The organism is Lactobacillus delbrueckii subsp. jakobsenii ZN7a-9 = DSM 26046, from assembly GCF_001888925.1.
GTDB lineage: Bacteria > Bacillota > Bacilli > Lactobacillales > Lactobacillaceae > Lactobacillus > Lactobacillus delbrueckii.
Genome location: NZ_CP018218.1, coordinates 572775 through 587992 on the forward strand (window position 1 = coordinate 572775; position 15218 = coordinate 587992).

The 15218-nt window shown below is 51.8% G+C and carries 13 protein-coding genes; 9 read left to right on the forward strand and 4 right to left on the reverse strand.

Annotation, left to right across the window (positions count from 1 at the left end; translation table 11 throughout):
* Positions 1-4 precede the first annotated feature (4 nt).
* Together LJ046_RS02980 and LJ046_RS02985 are read right to left on the reverse strand one after the other, a co-directional pair.
* Positions 5-418 carry a hypothetical protein gene (locus tag LJ046_RS02980; RefSeq protein WP_002877874.1) on the reverse strand — a complete coding sequence of 138 codons (414 nt, stop codon included), beginning with the start codon at positions 416-418 and terminating at the stop codon, positions 5-7.
* Between the two features lie 116 nt (positions 419-534).
* On the reverse strand, positions 535-1482 hold the full coding sequence (locus tag LJ046_RS02985) for a YfgM family protein (protein ID WP_002877877.1): 948 nt from the start codon (positions 1480-1482) through the stop codon (positions 535-537).
* A 213-nt stretch (positions 1483-1695) separates the two neighbouring features.
* Between LJ046_RS02985 and LJ046_RS02990 the strand changes: the two genes are divergently transcribed.
* From LJ046_RS02990 to LJ046_RS03015, 5 genes are all read left to right on the forward strand, one after another.
* The gene (locus tag LJ046_RS02990) at positions 1696-1905 is read left to right on the forward strand and encodes a DUF1659 domain-containing protein (protein ID WP_002877879.1); all 210 of its coding nucleotides are present in this window, start codon (positions 1696-1698) and stop codon (positions 1903-1905) included.
* A gap of 59 nt (positions 1906-1964) precedes the next feature.
* Positions 1965-2201 (forward strand): DUF2922 domain-containing protein, encoded by a 237-nt coding sequence (locus LJ046_RS02995; protein ID WP_002877881.1) that lies wholly within the window; start codon positions 1965-1967, stop codon positions 2199-2201.
* 270 nt (positions 2202-2471) lie between these two features.
* Positions 2472-3671: a glucosaminidase domain-containing protein gene (locus LJ046_RS03005; RefSeq protein WP_002877886.1), complete on the forward strand. Its 1200-nt coding sequence runs from the start codon at positions 2472-2474 to the stop codon at positions 3669-3671.
* 20 nt (positions 3672-3691) lie between these two features.
* Positions 3692-5302: an SLAP domain-containing protein gene (locus LJ046_RS03010; RefSeq protein ID WP_002877887.1), complete on the forward strand. Its 1611-nt coding sequence runs from the start codon at positions 3692-3694 to the stop codon at positions 5300-5302.
* Between the two features lie 110 nt (positions 5303-5412).
* The gene (locus LJ046_RS03015) at positions 5413-7251 is read left to right on the forward strand and encodes a monovalent cation:proton antiporter family protein (RefSeq protein ID WP_002877888.1); all 1839 of its coding nucleotides are present in this window, start codon (positions 5413-5415) and stop codon (positions 7249-7251) included.
* Between the two features lie 104 nt (positions 7252-7355).
* On the opposite strand, the gene LJ046_RS03020 is transcribed toward LJ046_RS03015, so the two are convergent.
* Together LJ046_RS03020 and LJ046_RS03025 are read right to left on the reverse strand one after the other, a co-directional pair.
* Entirely contained in the window at positions 7356-8321 is a 966-nt protein-coding gene (locus tag LJ046_RS03020) for a Gfo/Idh/MocA family protein (protein WP_002877890.1), read from the reverse strand.
* A 41-nt stretch (positions 8322-8362) separates the two neighbouring features.
* Positions 8363-9112, reverse strand: a complete 750-nt coding sequence (locus tag LJ046_RS03025) for a hypothetical protein (RefSeq protein WP_002877891.1) — start codon at positions 9110-9112, stop codon at positions 8363-8365.
* 163 nt (positions 9113-9275) lie between these two features.
* On the opposite strand from LJ046_RS03025, the gene LJ046_RS03030 reads away from it, so the two are divergent.
* The 4 genes from LJ046_RS03030 to LJ046_RS03045 all read left to right on the forward strand — a co-directional run bounded on the left by LJ046_RS03030 (position 9276) and on the right by LJ046_RS03045 (position 15201).
* On the forward strand, positions 9276-9965 hold the full coding sequence (locus LJ046_RS03030) for a 2,3-diphosphoglycerate-dependent phosphoglycerate mutase (protein WP_002877893.1): 690 nt from the start codon (positions 9276-9278) through the stop codon (positions 9963-9965).
* Positions 9966-10216: 251 nt separating this feature from the next.
* A complete protein-coding gene (locus LJ046_RS03035; RefSeq protein WP_002877894.1) occupies positions 10217-11500 on the forward strand; it encodes an LCP family glycopolymer transferase in 1284 nt (427 codons plus the stop codon).
* A 2-nt stretch (positions 11501-11502) separates the two neighbouring features.
* Positions 11503-12120 (forward strand): glycerol-3-phosphate acyltransferase, encoded by a 618-nt coding sequence (locus LJ046_RS03040; RefSeq protein WP_002877895.1) that lies wholly within the window; start codon positions 11503-11505, stop codon positions 12118-12120.
* A gap of 78 nt (positions 12121-12198) precedes the next feature.
* Positions 12199-15201 carry an LTA synthase family protein gene (locus LJ046_RS03045; RefSeq protein WP_002877896.1) on the forward strand — a complete coding sequence of 1001 codons (3003 nt, stop codon included), beginning with the start codon at positions 12199-12201 and terminating at the stop codon, positions 15199-15201.
* Positions 15202-15218 lie beyond the last annotated feature (17 nt).

A 15218-nucleotide genomic window follows, 5' to 3' on the forward strand; every position in this document is an offset into this window, starting at 1 on the left:
CCCTTTAGGACAAACTGCTTTCAATCTTCGCGCGAACGCCTTCGTACCAGTTGCTCCAGTCTTCGTAAGTAGTCATCGCTTCCGGGTCAACGCCGGTTTCTGCGGTCATCTTATCGAGGAGGGCTTGGAAATTGTGGGCGTGGTCGATCAGCACATGCTTGACCAGGTTCTTGCGGGAGAATGGCTGGTTGAGCAGGAGGTAGTGGTTGATGTTGACCATGTTGTGGTCTTCGTCAAATTCACTGATGATTTCCAGGTCGTCGCGTTCGAAAGAAGAAACGTAGAAGTTGGCGAAGTTGACCAGGTAAGCTGGCTGGTCGGCAACTTCGCGTGCTGGCATGGTTACGCGTTCTGGTTCAGGCATCACGATCTTGAACATGTCTTCATTGCTGCGGATTTTCTTTTCTTCTTCTGCCAAAGTTGTAGCTCCTTTTTAAATAAAAGTCTATAAGGTCAATAGTAATTTTAACGGCTTTAAGGCTAGAAAGCAAGCGCCAGGCCCCCATAAATCAAGGCCTGGCGCTGATTTATTTCTTATTTGCCCGACTTTAGGTAGCCCTCGACGTCATCCTTGGTGATGGAGTCGATGGTGGTGTGGCCCTGCTGGTAGGCGTAGTTGAACAGGTTGATCAGGTCCTGCGGACTCCAGCCGGCAGTGCTTTCGCCCAGGTTGTCAAGCTGGGTGCGGATCTGCTGGACGTCCCGGCTGGTCACGGTGCTGCCGCCAACCTTGTCATTGTTGCTGGTCCCGGACCCTTCAGCCTGGTTGCTGGAAGAGCTGGCTGAGCTGGAAGCGGCAGAAGATGAGCTGGAACTGGATTCCTTGCCGCTGGACTTACTGGAAGTGTCTGAAGAGGATGAGCTGGAGCTTTCAGAACTGGAGCTGGAGTCTTCCTGCTTGCTCTTGGCTTCCTTGAGCAGGTCCTTGACATTAGACCGGACCTTGGCGTAGTAAGCCCCGTTGATATAAGGCAGGTCTAAGATGCTACTGTAGGTGGAAGCGGCGCTGTCGTAGTCGCCGTCTTCCATGGCCTTGGCTGCCTTGTTTAAGAGCGGCTTGATTTCACTGTCGTAGTTGTCCTTGACGGCCTTGAGCTGTTTAACCAGCTTTTTGGCCTGGCTGGTCATGACACTGTAGCCGCCATTTTGCTCCTGGGCCTTTTGGGCCAGGTTCAAGGCGCTGTCGTACTTGACGGTCGTCTTGGCCAGTTTCACGGAGTCGGCTAGGTTTTCGGCCTGGGCCTGGTAATTTTTGGCTTGGGCAGTTGCCTTAGCCTGGTAGGCCTGGTCAAATTCGTCAGCAGCCTGGCTGTACTTCTTGGCTTTTACGGCCTCTTTGCCGGCCTGCATGTGGCTGGAGTAGCTGGAACTTGCCGTCTGCTCCTGGCTCTGCTTTTGCTGGCTGGAGTAGAAGTAGGCGCCAGCCCCGCCCAAGGCGAGTACGGCCACCACAACGATGGACCAGATAGTCGATTTTTTCATAAATAACCTCCTCGTTAATCTTCCCAATTATACCAGATCAGCCACCTGCTTTAGGCAGCCAGTCCAACTTGTAATTGTTCCTTAACAAAAAGTGGCCGACATTTGCTTCTTGAAACGTTAGTATCAGTGCAGGCCCAAGGCGCCGGGGCCGGCCGGAGCGAAGCCCGTTGCTTCGCGGCAAGATTGATTTTTTACAGAAACAGGAGAGAAAAAATGAACTTCACTTTAGCTGACCAAAGCATTCAATACACCTTCAAGGCCGAAAAGTATGACAAGGGGCAGATGCAGCGCAGCCTGCAAAACGTCAAGCTGGATGCCAGCCCGGAAAGCCTGGTCAAGGTGGGCCAGGCCATCAGCAAGCTGCAAGGCGATGAACTGGCTGCCTTGACCCTGGTCCAAAAGCACAATTTGACCTTGGCCTAACTCTTTGACGCGGAAACTTCAGATAAAGAATTTTTGAGTAAGAAACAGGAGAAAAAATCATGACTACGACTAACGAATTGCAATTAACCTTTAAGTCCAGTGCCGGCAAAAAGAAGAGCCTGAACCTGCCATACGCGGTCAAGGGCTTGAGCGCGGACGTGGTCCGGGAGGCCGCGGCCGCCATCGCCGGCGAGGGCGTGTTCGTCAAGGAAGGGGAGGTCCTCTATGCTGAGCCGCTGGCTGCAAACTATATTGAACGTACTGTTACGGGTGTGTTTGACGATAGTAATCATTAGACAGATCTGGCCGCTTTAGCCGGATGCAAAATTTATACCCAAGAGGCGGCCTGGCTGCCTCTTTTCTTTTTATGTTTTATGCAGCTTTGCCCCCGCCTTTTGGCATTTTCTTTCTTAGCTTGGAAAGGGGGAAAAGCAGTTTTTTCCTATAAAAATTGTAATTGCTTAAGAAAATTGTTACTTTTACTTTACAGAATGCGCGTTCGATTGTAACTATAGCACTGAGCACATACAATAGAGGTTAAGATTGAAATTATTAGGAGGAGATTAATGAAGAGAAGATTTTTGACTGGACTTGCTACCGCAGCGATGCTAACTTCCGTCGCCGTTCCAGTGACCAATAACATGTTTCTCTCAAATCAGGCAGTTGAGGCATCAGCTACTAGCGATGCCTTTTTAAGTAAGGTCAGCCTGCAGGCGCAGAAGACGTCCAAGAAGTACGGCGTCTACGCCTCTTTGATGCTAGCCCAGGCTGCCTTGGAATCTGGCTGGGGGACTTCAGCTCTGTCTACCCAGGCCAACAACGTCTTTGGAATGAAGGCTACTGGCTGGACCGGTGCAACCTATAGCGTCAAGACGGCCGAACAGACTTCCAGCGGCAAGACTTACTACATCACGGCTGATTTCAGAAAGTACAGCAGCTACCAGGCATCTTTTGATGACTACGGCTTGAAGATGCGGACGACCCTGGGCAACGGAGGTCTGTGCTACAGCAAGACCTGGCTGGAAAATGCCTCAAGCGCCTCAGCTGCCGCCAAAGCCATCAAGGCTGCCGGCTACGCGACTGACACCAACTACGCGAACAAGCTGATCAGCCACATCGGGACCTACAACTTGACCAAGTATGACCCGGTTTACTCCGGCACTAATTACACGGCCAAGGTAGCCAAGTCCGGGGCAACCTACCTCTACCCGACTGACCACTCTGTTTCACCAAAGAAGTCTTACGTGACTGCTGGCCAAACCGTAACGGTTACCAAGACCTACACTTACTACAATGGCAAGAAGCGGATGTACCTCAAGGGCCTGGGCTGGATCGACGGCGAAAGCCTGAACACTGGCAGCTCTCAAGCGCCAAGTGCTGACAATGCCGCCAGCGTTTCCGGGCAAATGAAGGTGCTGATGCACTCAGCAGCTATCTACACCAGTAGTGGTGCCAAGAGCACGGCTAAGTCGGTCAAAGCTGGCAAGAGCGTGACGACTTACGGGTCAGTCACGATCAACGGGGCCAAGTACTACCGGGTCAACTCCGCCAGGGCTGACCAGTTCATCAAGGCAAGCAACTTTGATGGGACCAGACGCAAGCTCAAGCGCAATGCCTACATCTACAACAATGCGGGCAAGCGGGTTGGCAAGACCAAGTGGCTCAAGGGAAGCACCCACACTGTCTACGGTGGCAGCGTGAAGATCAAGGGCAAGCAGTACTACATCGTTGGTCTTAACCAGTATGTCAAGAAGGGCAACTTTTAAAAAGACAGGGAAGAAACTGAATGAGATTTAACAAAATTTTGACGGCAGCAGCCGTGGCCAGCCTTGGCCTGACGTTTGTTTTCAGTCAAGGGAAGGCCGCGGAGGCCTCAATCAACAGTGAAGCCAAGACCAAGACTTACAGCGGTACCAAGTCCCTGGAGACCCTGCTTAAAGCCGCGGGGCTGACTTACAACCAATTCAACAGCGTGGCTAATGGCAACAAGTACGGCAGCCGTTTTGGCTACCGCAATGGGGTTGGCAAGCCTGAAGGGGTGGTCGTGCACGAAACGGCGAGCCCAGGTGCCACGGCCTGGGATGAAGGCCGCTATTTCAACAACAACTGGATGACGGCCTACGCCTATGTTCACGCCGTGGTCGACAACAACCAGACTATCCAGATGATGTCAACTGACTATGGTACCTGGGGGGCAGGCCCAATTGCCAACGTCCGCTACATTCAAGTTGAGCTTTGCGAAGTTTCGACCCGGTCCCAGTTCGTGCAAAGCGTGGCTAACGATGCCTACTATATCGCCAGCCTTTTGCACAGATACAATTTGACTCCTTCCCGGGCCAGCCAGGATGGGTCAGGGACGATCTGGTCCCACAATGAAGTCTCCCATTACCTGGGCGGGACTGACCACGGGGACCCTGACGGCTACTTTGCTAAATGGGGCTACTCCATGAGTGACTTCTACAGCTTGATCAGCTACTTCTACAACAAGCAGGGAGCAAGTACCGGCACCAACACTGGCAACACTAATACTGGCTCTGGTTCAAATACTGGGAATACCAATACTGGCAGCAATACCAGTTCAAGCACTGATAGTTCCAGCCAAGCTCCAGCTACCCAGCCGGTAACGACCAAGAAGCTGCGCTTGATGCGGAATGCCTACAGCTATGATGCCTCCGGCAAGAAGCTAGCAGTCAGGGCTTTGAAGGCCGGGCAACACCTCAAGGTCTACGGGTCAGCTGTAACGATTGGAAGCAGCAAGTACTACAAGTACGCTGATGGCAAGTATGTCAAGGCTGGCAACATTGATGGGACCAGCCGGACTTTGACGGCCAATGCCTGGACCTACACTATTTCCGGCAGCCGGGAATGGTCCACGGCTAAGCTCTTAAAGGGGAGCAAGGTCACGACCTACGGCAGCCAGGTTAAGATCAAGGGCAAGGCCTACTACATGACTGGCTTTACCAGCAATAACGTGGCCAAGTATGTCAAGGCAGTCAATTTCCAGCCTAAGCCAGTGGAAGTCAGCACGAGCAAGCGCTTGATGCGGAATTCTTACAGTTACAGCGCTGCTGGCAAAAAGTTGCCAGACAGCATGCTGAAGGCTGGGCAATACCTCAAGGTCTACGGGTCAGCTGTAACGATTGGCAAGGCCAAGTACTACAAGTACGCTAACGGCAAGTATGTCAAGGCTGGCAATATCGACGGGACCAGCCGGACTCTGACTCACAACGCTTACGTGTACACGGTCAAGGGGGCCCGGAACTGGAATGAAGCCAAGCGCCTGAAGGGCAGCACGGTTACTACTTACGGCAGCCGGGTCAAGCTGGCTGGCAAGTACTACTACATGGTCGGCTTCTCCGGCCAGACCGCCCTGTACATCAAGGCGGGCAACTTTTAATTGAAGACAAGAAACGGATTTGGGCCTGGCCCAGGTCCGTTTTTTCTTACTAATTTGCGGGCTTATTGTATAATAGAAAAAATGCGATTAGTGAGGAGATACTTTTTAGCATGGAAGGACTATCACTGTTTTTAACGGTCTTCTTGGCCCTGGTGATTCCGATCGTCATGGCCCGCTTGCGGGTGACCACGGTGCCGACCGCCGTGGCCGAGATCATCGTCGGGATCTTGATGGGCAAGAGCTGTTTGAACCTGATTACCCAGACTTCCCAGCTGACTTTTTTGTCCAACCTGGGGGTCATTGTCTTGATGTTTTTGTCAGGGATGGAAATCGATTTTGACTTGCTGAGCCCGAAAAAGCACACCCGAGCCCGGAAGTCAGAGAGCGGCAAGCAGGTCAAGCCCATGGTCGTGGCTGCCTTCGCCTTTGGCGGGGTAGCGGTGGCCTCAGTTTTGCTGGCTTTGGGGATGAAGGCCCTGGGTCTCTTTAACGACGTGGCCCTGGCTTCGATCATCTTTATGACCGTGGCCTTAGGCGTGGTCATCGCTACCTTAAAGGAAAAAGAAATCCTGGGCCGGCCGATCGGGCAGACGATCTTGCTGACGGCGGTCATGGGGGAAGTTATTCCCCTGCTGCTTTTGACCATCTATTCCACCGTTAACGGCGGGGATGCCCGAAAGCTCTGGCTGATTATCCTCTTGTTTGTGGCCGCGATTATTCTTCTGCGCCGCTTTAAGCGGCCTTACCTGTGGTTTGCCAAGGTGACCAAGGCCACAACCCAGTTGGACGTCCGCCTGGCCTTCTTCCTGATTTTTGCCCTGGTGACGGTGGCAGAGCAGGTTGGGGCGGAAAACATCCTGGGGGCCTTTTTGGCCGGGGTGGTCATGAAGCTGCTGGAGCCAACCCAGGCGACCAAGGACAAGCTGACTTCCATCGGCTACGGCTTCTTTATCCCGATCTTCTTCATCCGGACCGGGGTCAACCTCAACTTGAAGCTGCTCTTCGCCAATCCGCAAGCCTTGATGCTGCTGCCGGTTTTGGTCATCTGCCTCTTCTTAGCCAAGCTGCCGGTTACTTTGACCTACATGTGGGCCTTTAACAAGCGGAATGCTTTTGCCGGGGGCTTCTTAACGGCAACGACGATCACGATCGTTCTGCCGACCTTGCAGGTAGCCCGGAAGCTGAACGCCATCACGGCGACTCAGTCCAGTGCCTTCATTTTGGCGGCGGTCATCGTCTGCATCGCCTGCCCGATTGTCTTCAACTCAACTTTTGCCTTGACGCCGGAAGACAAGATCAAGGAAAAGGTCGTGATCTTCGGCCTCAATGCCGTGACTATGACCGTCTACCAGGACCTGCACGACTCCTGGTATTCAGTTCAGGTTCTGACCTGCCGGAAGGAAAAATACGACACCTACAAGAGCAAGGTAAAGAATTTGAAGCTTTTGCCTGACCGGAAGGTGGATACTTTAGAAGCAGCCGGAGCCTTTGACACCGATATCTTCGTGGCCACCTTCACTGACGACCAGGCCAATTTGGAAGTGGGCCGGGCAGCCAAGCAGGCCGGAGTCAAGCGGGTCATCGTCAGCCAGGGCAAGGTCGTGGCTGATACGGTCGACCAGCTCAGAGAGGAAGGCATCGAGCTTTTTGCCTTCAACAACCTGCATGGGGCCATGCTCCGGGCCTTGATTGAATCACCAGCCGTCTACCGGATCATCACGGACACCAACAATGCCCTGTACGACGTGGTGGTCAGAAACTCGGCCTACACCGGCCGCCAGCTGATGGACTGGGACTTCGTCGACCAGATCACCGTTTCCCGGATCCGGCGGGGGGACAAGTGGATTTCCCCGCACGGGTCAACTGTGATCGAGCCGGGCGATGAACTGATCTACAGCGGCCCTTGGCGGGAAGCCGACCGGATTCACCAGCTTTTGAGCCGGGAATAGAAAACGACTATATCAAAAAATCGCTCTGCCAGCCGGCAAAGCGATTTTTCTTGTTTATTTCCCCCTAGTTCTTTAATTCTTTATTTTTCTGTTTTGCTTTTTCCTTAAGGCATGCAGTCCCTGGCTGCTTCCAGGACGGCGATGACCTGCAGGCTGTGGGCAAAGGCCCGGTCAGCAGCGGTTTTGTCCTTTTGGTCAAAGTTCCGGATGAATTCAGTGAATTCCGGGATCATCCGGTGCAGGTCTGGGTCAAAGTTCTTGGCGGTCTGCCCGTCTGCCGTTTCCAGCCGGTAGCTTCTGATGTCACCCGGGCTGCCAATAAAGCTGATCGCCCCTTTTTCCCCGGCGATGAGAGAGGGGTTGTGGGCAAAGGCCTGGGAGTCCTTGGCCGCGGTCAAGCTGGCCTGTTTGTCGTCATAAGCCAGGACTAAAACGCCGGAAGTGTCGACGCCCTTTTGCAGGTTAGGGAAGTAATGGACGTCCAAAGGCGCCCCAAATAGGCTGACGGCTAAGTGGATGTTGTAGACGTTCAAGTCCAAGAGGGCTCCGCCGCCCAGACGGGGGTTGAAGGCCGGGGCGATGTCGCCGGCCAGGAAGCGGTCGTAGCGGGAAGAGTACTGGGTGTAGTTGAGGCTGACCACGTGAACCGGGCCTAAAAGCTGCAAGTCACTGGCCAAGGAGTTAAAGGCTGGCAGGTAGCGGTTGGTGATGGCCTCGGTAATGAGGCAGCCCTTCTGGTCGGCCAGCTGCTTGAGCTCTAAGGCTTCTTCAGTCGTGAAGACGAAGGGCTTTTCACAGATCACGTTCTTGCCGGCTGCTAAAGAGTCCAGGCACATTTGGTAGTGCATGGAGGAAGGGGTGGCCACGTAAACCGTGTCAACTTGGTCGTCTTTGAGCATTTCCAGGTAGTCGTCGTAGACCCGGCTGATGCCGTATTGGTCAGCCAGTTCCTGGCCGGTGGCTGCTGACCGCTTGGTCGTGGCGATAGCAGCTAATTTTAAGCCGGGCAGGGGAAGGGCAGTGAGGAAGTCTCTAACGATCTTGCCGCTGCCGATAATACCGAGTTGCATTTTTTTGCCTCCTTATTTGTACCTTTTGTATTTTCTGTTTTCTATTTATTCAGCCGGCTGACGTCGACGGAATTTTTGCTGACCGTCTTGGGGATGGCCAGCTTTTTCTGCTGGTTGACCTTGAGCATGGACAGCTTGGTTGAGCTGGTCTGCCCCTTAACCTTGTACTTGGCATAGATGGCCAGGCCGGTCAGCTGCTTTTTCTGGCTGAAGTCGATGGTCATCTTGATCTGCTGGAGCTTAGCCTTGGCCATTTGGCTGTCGCTAGACAGGCTGGCCAGGCCGTTGGTTTCCGTGATCTCTTGCCAGAGGCGCTGGCTCTTGCCCGTGTAGCTGAGCCGCCAGCCATTTTTTGCCCGGCTGACGAAAAAAAGCTTGGCGCTCTTTTGGCTGAGGGTCAGGGTGTCCATGTCCTTGACCAGCTGCTGGAAGTGGGAGATGGTCGTGAACTGGCTGAGCTTGGCCTTGTACCAGGCTTCCTGCTGGTCTTTATAGTATTTGACGTAGGCATAGCGCTGGCCCACCCACATCTTGACGTTCTGGTCCCCGCTCTGGGTTAAGTCCGTCTTCATGACGAAGGGAGATCGCTGGTAGTTGATCTGGCCGTAAAAACGGACTGGTTTATTTCCCGTGTAATAATGTTCGTCGATCTTCAGCTGGAAGTTAGCAATCTTGCTCTGCTGGGCCTTTTTGGCCAGGCTCTGGGGGCTGGGCTTGGCGCAGGCTGTTAAAAAGAGGCTGGCCAGGGCCAGAAGGGTGAGCAGGTGAATTTTCTTTTTCTTTGACGGCATAGTATGAATCACATCCTTATTCTTCAATTCTAACAAATCACTGACTAATTGTTAGCGATTCCAGTCAGAAAAAGTGCTTTTTTTGCCTTTAGGACTTTGAAAAGGCCGCGAGAGGCCGTATAATAATTAGTGAAACGTTTAATTTGCTAAAGGAGATTTTTTAATGTCTAAATTAGTTTTAATCCGTCACGGTCAAAGTGAATGGAACCTTTCAAACCAATTCACTGGTTGGGTTGACGTTAACTTGTCAGACAAGGGTGTTGAAGAAGCTAAGAAGGCTGGTCGTTTGATCAAGGAAGCCGGCTTGGAATTTGACCAAGCTTACACTTCAGTTTTGACCCGTGCGATCAAGACTTTGCACTTTGCTTTGGAAGAAAGCGGCCAACTCTGGGTTCCAGAAACTAAGTCCTGGAGACTGAACGAACGTCACTACGGCGCTTTGCAAGGCTTGAACAAGGCTGAAACTGCTGAAAAGTACGGCGACGAACAAGTTCACATTTGGCGTCGTTCATACGACGTTTTGCCACCAGTTTTGGCTGACGACTCAGAATTCAGCCAAGCTAACGACCGTCGTTACGCAAACTTGGACCCACACATCGTTCCTAAGGCAGAAAACCTGAAGGTTACTCTGGACAGAGTTATGCCATTCTGGGAAGACCACATTGCTCCAGACCTTTTGGCTGGCAAGAACGTGATCATCGCTGCTCATGGTAACTCACTGCGTGCCTTGACTAAGTACATCGAAAACATCTCTGACGAAGACATCATGGATGTTGAAATGAAGACTGGTGAACCAGTCGTTTACACTTTCGACGACAAGTTGAACGTTGTAAGCAAGGAAAAGCTGGACTAAGTCCTCTTTCCCTAATTAAAGCGAAGCTCCGGCTTCGCTTTTTTTGTTGGACTGATTAAGGATTGACAGGTGGCTTGCTAAGATGATAGCTTAGATAGGAAAGTTGTGCACAGGGATACTTACGGGAAAATATCGCGTGCCCGCTTTGACTGTTTTTTACAATTTCAATAAGAAAAGGCCGCAGGCAAAAGTTGGCGGTGCTTTTTTGCTATAATACAGACTAATGTCATTTTTTAAGTAGGTATCAATTTATGAAGAAAGAAGACAAGCTAGGCATTCCTGAGACCAGGCAGCATGCCAGAAAGCGCAAGCAGAAGCAGATCCGCAACTGGATCATCGGCATTTTGGCGGTTGTCTGCGCCATTGCGGCCGGAGTGGGCCTGTATGCCGCCCATTTGTACAAGACGGCTGAGCAGGCGGCCAACAAGGCTTATGACTCAGAAAACGCGGTTAAGACGACCTATGGCGAATTCAACGGCAAGAAACCTTTTGCCGTCATGCTCTTAGGGACCGACACCGGGGCCTTGGACAGAACGGAAAAGCGCGGCAATACTGACACGATCATCGTCGTCGTGGTCAATCCGAAGAAGAAGAACTACACGATGATCTCGATTCCGCGGGACACCATGGCTGACATGGTTGGCGATGATTCAAACGACGTGCAGAAGATCAACGCGGCCTATTCGATCGGCGGAGCCAAGATGGCCATGAAGACTGTCTCTAACCTCTTGAACATTCCGGTCAAGTACTACGCCTTGGTCAACATGGGCGGGCTGATGAAGCTGGTCGATTATGTCGGCGGGATTTACGTGACGCCGCCTCTGACCTTTACCTACAGCGGCTTTCCTTTCAAGAAGCGGGTCCGACAGCACTTAAACGGGCAGGCGGCTCTGGCTTACAGCCGGATGCGCTATGATGACCCGCAGGGTGACTACGGCCGGCAAAAGCGGCAAAGAGAAGTCATCACCAAGCTGGTCCAGAAGCTGGCCACGGCAGACTCACTGATGAACTTCAGCAAGATCGCCAATAACCTGTCATCAAACGTGAAGACCAACTTAAGCTTCCAGGCTTTGAAGTCGATCTTGGCCAACTACTCAGACTGCACTTCTTCCAGCGACAGCGACTACCTGCACGGCTACAGTGCTTATGTTAACGGCGCGGCCTACCAAATCGCGCCAACCAGTGAACTGCAGCGGATTTCCAACAAGATCAGAAAGCTGCTGGGCTTGAAGACAGCGACCGTCTCCAACCGGGAAACCGAGCTGAATACCTTAAACGAGACCGCCGGCTTTAAGTTTGGCAGCGGTGAGACCCAGAACTACACGATCTATGATCCGGGCACGACGGCTGACAGCGTCAAGAGCGGCAAGAAAAGTTCAAAGTCCAGCTCCAGCTCTAAATCCAGCAGCCAGGCTTCCAGCAGTACAGATTACTCTGGCAATACTGCTTATTCTGGTAGCACAAATTACGATACTACTTATAGCTACAATTATAATTACAACTACAATACCAATCCGTTTTCGGGGGGCTATTAAAGGTGCTTAGCAAATTTTTGGCAGTAATTATCGGCTATTTGTTTGGCAACTTCATCAGCGCCATGTTTGTGGGCAAGTACTACCTGCACAAGGATCCGACCAAGTACGGGTCAGGCAACCCGGGTACGGCCAACATGGGGGCGGTTTTCGGCAAGAAGGCGGGGATTCTGACCTGCATCGGCGACTTGCTTAAGACCCTGCTGGCCATTTGTCTGGTCTATGCCATCTACCACCAGCACTTGCTCACGGCTTATACGGGCCTGGGCGTGGTCTTAGGCCACTGCTTCCCGGTCTTTAATCACTTTAAAGGGGGCAAGGCGGTGGCCGTGACGGCCATGGTTACGGTTCTCTACGACTGGCGGGCGGGGCTTATTACTCTTTTAATAGCCTTGGTCTTGACCGCAATCATGCAGAACCTGACTATCCCGCCTTTGGTTTTCATGCTGTCTTTCAGTATTTACCAGCTGACCAAGTCGCTTGAACCTGGCCTGGTCTTCTTGATCATGACGGCGGTCATGGCCTTCAAGTTCCGCTACGATATACGGGATTTTTTCACGGGTCATGGCAAGCGGGTCGATATTTTATATACGATCAAGAAGAAGTTGGGAATATTGAAATAATTTCTTGGTCTTTTTTTAAGAAAAACTGAGTATAATGGATAATGAATTTGCAAAAGAAAGAGAATAATTCCGATATTGATGAGTGAACAAACACAATCCAGAAAAATTCATAACCTGCTGAAGTACGGCTTCCTGCTGTTGGTAGCTCTGGTGCTTTTGCTGCAAATGTTTAATTTCAAGAGCAGCATGCTGAAAAGCTCAATTACCTACCTGCGCCACCTGCCAGCAATCGTGGAAAGCGCGACCTATTGGTTTATTCCAATGGTCTTCGGGGCCGTTTACAGCAAGCGCAAGCTGCGCTTTAACGAAGGCTTTAGGGCCTGGGCTATCATGGAAGTAACCCTCTTGGCCTACTATCTTGTCTTCTTTATCTCCAAGCCATGGCACTTAAATGCCTGGCGCTTCTGGGGTATCCTCTTCCCGATTCTGACCTCGACTTCCGTCTTGATGACGGGCCTGGTCTTCGGCCTGCTGGTGCAGCCGGTCATTTATGACTGGCAGGAGAAGTTCAGCAAGAAGCAGAGCTTGATCATTTTGATCGCCTTGACCTTGCTGGGCTTTACCCTGTCAGCCGGGACTTACGAGATGAACTACTCCATCTATGGTCTCTACCTGGCTCTGCCATTTGCCTGGGGGATGTTCTTAGGGAAGGTTGACTTTTCCGTCAAGCAAACGGCCATCTTTATTGTGGCCGGTATCCTTTCCCTTGGCCTGGTAATCGTCGGGGTAGCCGGCTTTAACGCCGTTTACTGGTCACAGATCATGTCTGGGCGGGCCAACCCGTCATCATGGAACTACCAGTTCCTGCTCAACGTGACCTCACCCTTCATCTTTATTATTGCCTTGGCCGCTTTTGCTTTTGCCCGGCCGGCCATCAAGACTTTGGAAGCAAAGGACCTGGACTTCCTGGTTCCACTGATCATCTTCATGCAGGCACCAGATGCCAACTCCTTTATGTCTTCCTTTAAGTACGGTACCGGCAGCCGGCAATTGAACCGGATGATCACGATTTTGATCATGCTGGTCATTGCTATTGCCTGGCACTGGCTGATTGAACGCTACTTGTGGCGCTTCAAGCTAGTTAAGCGGATCAACCGCTTCTTGTATGAAAGCAAGAGCTTCGGGGCAGCAGCTGAAGGGGCCTTTAACCGCCTTTGGGGCTGGATGAAGTACTACCACCACCGGACCAACCTTTTGACTTGGACCTTCTTCTTTATCCTGTCCTTTGCTTCCTTCCTGGTTGAATCCGACAATATGCGGATCCAGATCACGACTGCTTCCAGCGTCAACGCCGTAGTCTGGCTGGTTGGGACCAAGCTGGGGGCCTTGATTTTGACGACAATCTTTATTGACGCCTTCTTCACCATCCTTTACTTCGTCACGACCAGATACTGGGTTTCCCTCATCACGACTTCCACGGTCGTAATCGCTTGGGCGGTTGCCAACAAGATCAAGCTTGACCTCCGGGGCGAGCCAATTTACCCAAGTGAACTGTCTGAAGTAACCAACGCTGACAGTTTGCTGAGCATGATCGGGGGGCAGAAGACCTTGATCATGATCATGCTGGCTTTGGCTGCCGTTATTGCCTTGATGGTCTTCTGCGAAGTTAAGTTCAAGGTCAAGAAGCGCGGCAACTGGAAGCGGCGGGGGATGTGGGCCCTGGCCAGCCTGGCCCTCTTCATGACGCCGAAGTGGTTTAACCACCAAGGCTCAGCTATTTACCGCTTGAACTCGGCCTTTGACAACAAGCAGTCTTTCCGGAACCCGGAAAGAGATATCCAGGTTAACGGGCCAATTTTGAACTTCCTCAACTACATCGACTTGCAGATCATGGACAAGCCAAGCAACTACTCCAAGAGCCAGATTCAGAAGCTCTATGAGAAGTACCAAAAGGTGGCTGAACGGATCAACAAGACCCGGACTAACGATTTGTCCAAGCAGACCGTGATCTTTAACTTGAGTGAAAGTCTCATCGATCCATATACCTTCCCGACGATCAAGTTTGCCAAGGGGACCAAGGATCCGATTTCTTACATCCATTCACTGAAGAAGACGACTACTTACGGCAGCATGCTTAGTGCCGGCTACGGTGGTGGTACGGCCAACATGGAATGGGAATCACTGACTGGCTTTAACATGGGCTCCTTCAGCACAACTTTGACTCCTTACGTCCAAGTCGTGCCGCAGTACCAGTACTACCCAACCATTGGGGCCAACTTCAACTACTCTTCAGCAGTTCACCCATTCATCGGGACTTACTACTCAAGAATTGAAGACTACAAGCGCTTCAAGTTCAACAAGTTTGTTTACCTTGGTTCCAAGTACAAGATCGTGGACCAAAAGAAGCTGGGGACCAGTTCCTACAACTCCGACTTCACGACTTACGCCAACGGCTTGCGGCAGATCAATTCCCGCAAGGGCGGCCAGTTCATCAACCTGATTTCTATTCAGAACCACATGCCGTACAACAACTGGTACCCGAAGAACTATTATGCCGGCAAGATTTCCGGTGATCTTTTTGACGACGGCAGCATCAGAACGCAAGCGGCGACCTACATCATGGGGACCCACTACACTGACCAGGCGGTCAAGAAGTTCATCAAGCAGATTGACAAGATCAAGAAGCCAATTACCCTGGTCTTCTACGGTGACCACTACCCGTCAATCGTTTCCCAGTCATACACGTCTAAGTACCCGGTCCAAATGCACTCGACCCGCTACTTCATCTACTCCAACAAGTACGCCCGTCAGCACGGGGCTAAGGCTAAAATGACTTCCAAGACCAACTACGTCAACACCAGTGACTTCATCGCCATGATGCTGGAACAAACCAACAGCAAGGTTACGGCTTACCAGGCACTTTTAACTGAAGTGCACAAGAAGCTGCCAGCTTTGACGATCAGCTACAGCAATGACACCGGCTTTACCCTGGTTGACCAGAAGGGCAAGGAAGTTGACCCGAAGACCTTGACCAGCTCACAAAAAGCCCTGCTCAAGGACTACGAAATGATCCAATACGACATGACGGCTGGTTCAGCCTATGCCTTGAAGATCAAGGGTTTCTACACCATGAAGAAATAATTTGATTTATTGCAATA